Raw genomic sequence first — 2,962 nt, 5'->3', positions numbered from 1 at the left:
GGTCCCCGTGGCGCGAGCTGCTGCCGTACGAGGACGAGGCCCCCGACCCCGACTCGCCCGAGCGCCGGAGCGCACGGGCCCACGGCGGTACGGCTCCGCTGTGGGTCGGCGACTCGGACGGCGTCCAGGCGCGGGTCCGGGCCGAACGGACGGCGACGGCGGACGCGGACGGGCGGGTGGTGGCGGACGAGGGCGTGGATGGGCGGGCGGTGGCCGGGGGCGTGCGGGCGGCGGCCTTGCCCGCCGGGCTCCGGCTGGAGCTGGTCGACCCAGGCGAGGCCCCGGCGCCGCCCCCGGGCCGCGGCGCGCTCCGCGCCCTTCCGGCGCACCCGGTGCCGCCGCGTCCCGTGCCGCCGCCTCCCGTGAGGACGCACCCGGTGCCGCCGCGCCCCGCGTCCCCGCAATCCGTCCCGACGCGCCCCGCACGGACGCATCCCGTGCCGACGCGCCCCGTGCCCCCGCGTTCCGCGCCGACACACCCCGCGCCGACGCCAGGGGGTGCGGGTGCCGCGCCGGGTGCGAAACCGTCGGCCGGATCGTCGTCCCGGAAGTCGTCCGGGAAGCCGTCGGCCGGATTGCCGTCCGGATTGTCGTCCGGGAAACCGTCCCCCGACCCCTCCTCCCCGCGACCGTCCCCTTCGAAGGCCACCGCCGGGCCGCTGCCGTCCCCCGCCCCCTCCACCCAGCCGCCCAGCGCCCTCGGTGCCGAGGTGACCAAGGCGAATGCCGCCGGGCACACCGCGCCGCGGCCCCGCATCATCACCCGCGCGGGCTGGGGCGCCGACGAGAAGATCCGGGAAAAGGGCCATGTCTACAGCAAGACCGTCAAGGTGGCCTTCATTCACCACACCGTGACGGGCAACAAGTACAGCTGTTCCCAGGCGCCCTCCGTTCTGCGCAGTATCTACCGCTACCACGTGAAGAGCCTGGGGTGGCGCGACTACGGCTACAACTTCACCATCGACAAGTGCGGGAAAATCTACGAAGGCCGTTCCGGCGGTGTGGCCAAAGCCGTACGCGGGGCGCACACTCTGGGCTTCAACACCAACAGCATGGGCGTCGCCGTTCTCGGTACGTTCTCCACCAAGAAGCCCCCGGCCAAGGCCGTGAAGGCCATCGCCAAGCTCACCGCGTGGAAACTCGGTCTCTTCAAGCGGAATCCGCGCGGCACCACACATCTGGTGTCCGGCGGCGGCAACAAGTACAAAAAGGGCGCTAGCGTAAAGCTCCATGTGATCGCCGGTCACCGCGACGGCTTCGCCACCGAGTGCCCGGGGAAACGTCTTTACAAGAAGCTCGGTTCGGTGCGGAAGACGGCCGCTCGCCTACAGGGGCGCTGATCAGGGGCGGTCCGGGGATCTGCATACACTGGCCGCCGACCGGCGAGCCCCAGCAGGAAGCAGAGACGTTACGTGACCAAAGCGCCAGCAACGCCATCGCCAGAGGCGATCCTCCTGGTCGGCGGCAAGGGAACCCGGTTGCGTCCGATGACGGTGCACACCCCCAAGCCGATGGTCCCGGCGGCGGGCGTTCCGTTTCTGACCCACCAACTGGCCCGCGCCCGCGCCGCCGGGGTGGAGCACATCGTGCTCGCCACGTCCTATCTGGCGGAGGTCTTCGAACCCTACTTCGGCGACGGCTCCTCGCTCGGTCTGCACTTGGAGTACGTCACGGAGGAGGAGCCGCTCGGTACCGGCGGCGCCATCCGCAACGTCGCCTCCCGGCTGCGCTCGGGCCCCGACGACCCGGTGCTCATCTTCAACGGCGACATCCTCACCGGCCTCGACATCCGTGCCCTCGTGGACAACCACCGCACGACGGGCGCGGACGTCTCCCTCCACCTCACCCGGGTCACCGACCCGCGTGCGTACGGGCTGGTGCCCACCGACGAAGACGGCCGGGTCACCGCCTTCCTCGAGAAGCCGCAGACCCCGGAGGAGATCGTCACCGACCAGATCAACGCGGGCGCGTACGTCTTCAACCGCTCGGTCATCGACACCATCCCCGCCGACCGGCCCGTCTCCGTCGAACGCGAGACCTTCCCCGGTCTGCTCGCCGCGGGCGCGCATCTCCAGGGCATGGTCGACTCCACGTACTGGCTCGACCTCGGCACCCCCCAGGCGTTCGTCCGCGGCTCCGCGGATCTGGTGCTGGGCCGGGCCCCGTCCCCGGCCGTGCCGGGGCGCTGCGGTGACCGCCTCGTCCTGGACAGCGCCTCGGTCGCGGTCGACGCCAAGCTGACCGGCGGCACGGTCATCGGGCCGCAGGCCCGGGTGGGCGCGGGTGCGCGTATCGACGGCAGCACGGTGCTGGAGGGGGCCGTGGTGGAGGAGGGCGCGCAGGTGCGCGACTCGCTCGTCGGCGCGGGGGCGCGGATCGGCGCCCGTACGGTGCTGCAGGGGGCGGTGGTCGGGGACGGCGCGTTGGTGGGCGCGGACAACGAGCTGCGGGACGGCGTACGGGTGTGGTGCGGGGCGGACATCCCGGCGGGGGCGGTCCGCTTCTCGTCGGACCAGTAACGGGGACGCCGCGGGCGTGAGGGGTGCCCCGGGGAGGGCCCGGGGTGCCTCGGGCTGCTCGGGGGGTGCGCGATCGGCCGGGTGGTCGGCGCGCCGTCCCCGGTGGTGGGCGCCGGTGGCACGGACCTGGCCGGGCCCCGGGGCAGGGGCGAGCCGGCGGACCCGCTCGACCGGCTCGGGCTCGGTGCCGCCGACGGCGGGCAGCGGATTGCGCGTCTCGAGCGGGCACCGGGCAGCGGTGGGCACCTGGCACCACCTTGCGCTCCCTCCCGCCGTCCTACCGGCACCCGCCGGTGGCCGCGGCCCGGCCACCGAACGGTGCCCGGGAGCCCGGCGGCCGAGCGGTGCCCGGGAGCCCGGCGACCGGAGTGGTGCCCGGGGGACCGGCGACCGCGCAGGCGGCGACTCCGGCGACTCCGGTGAAGCCGCCGACCGTGACCGGG

2 protein-coding genes are annotated in these 2,962 nt (G+C 74.0%); both read left to right on the top strand.

Annotated elements, in window-relative coordinates:
• Nucleotides 1–1,340: peptidoglycan recognition protein family protein (locus tag AXW62_RS41245; RefSeq protein WP_107406325.1), on the top strand; the 1,340-nt coding region annotated here is incomplete at its 5' end.
• A gap of 72 nt (nucleotides 1,341–1,412) precedes the next feature.
• Nucleotides 1,413–2,519 carry a mannose-1-phosphate guanylyltransferase gene (gene manB / locus AXW62_RS21605; RefSeq protein WP_030837114.1) on the top strand — a complete coding sequence of 369 codons (1,107 nt, stop codon included), beginning with the start codon at nucleotides 1,413–1,415 and terminating at the stop codon, nucleotides 2,517–2,519.
• The last annotated feature ends 443 nt before the right edge of the window (nucleotides 2,520–2,962 follow it).

Origin of the sequence: Streptomyces hygroscopicus subsp. hygroscopicus, assembly GCF_001553455.1 — a bacterium.
GTDB lineage: Bacteria > Actinomycetota > Actinomycetes > Streptomycetales > Streptomycetaceae > Streptomyces > Streptomyces hygroscopicus.
The sequence above is the reverse complement of the archived record's forward strand: the minus strand, read 5'-3'. Positions and strand labels throughout refer to the sequence as shown.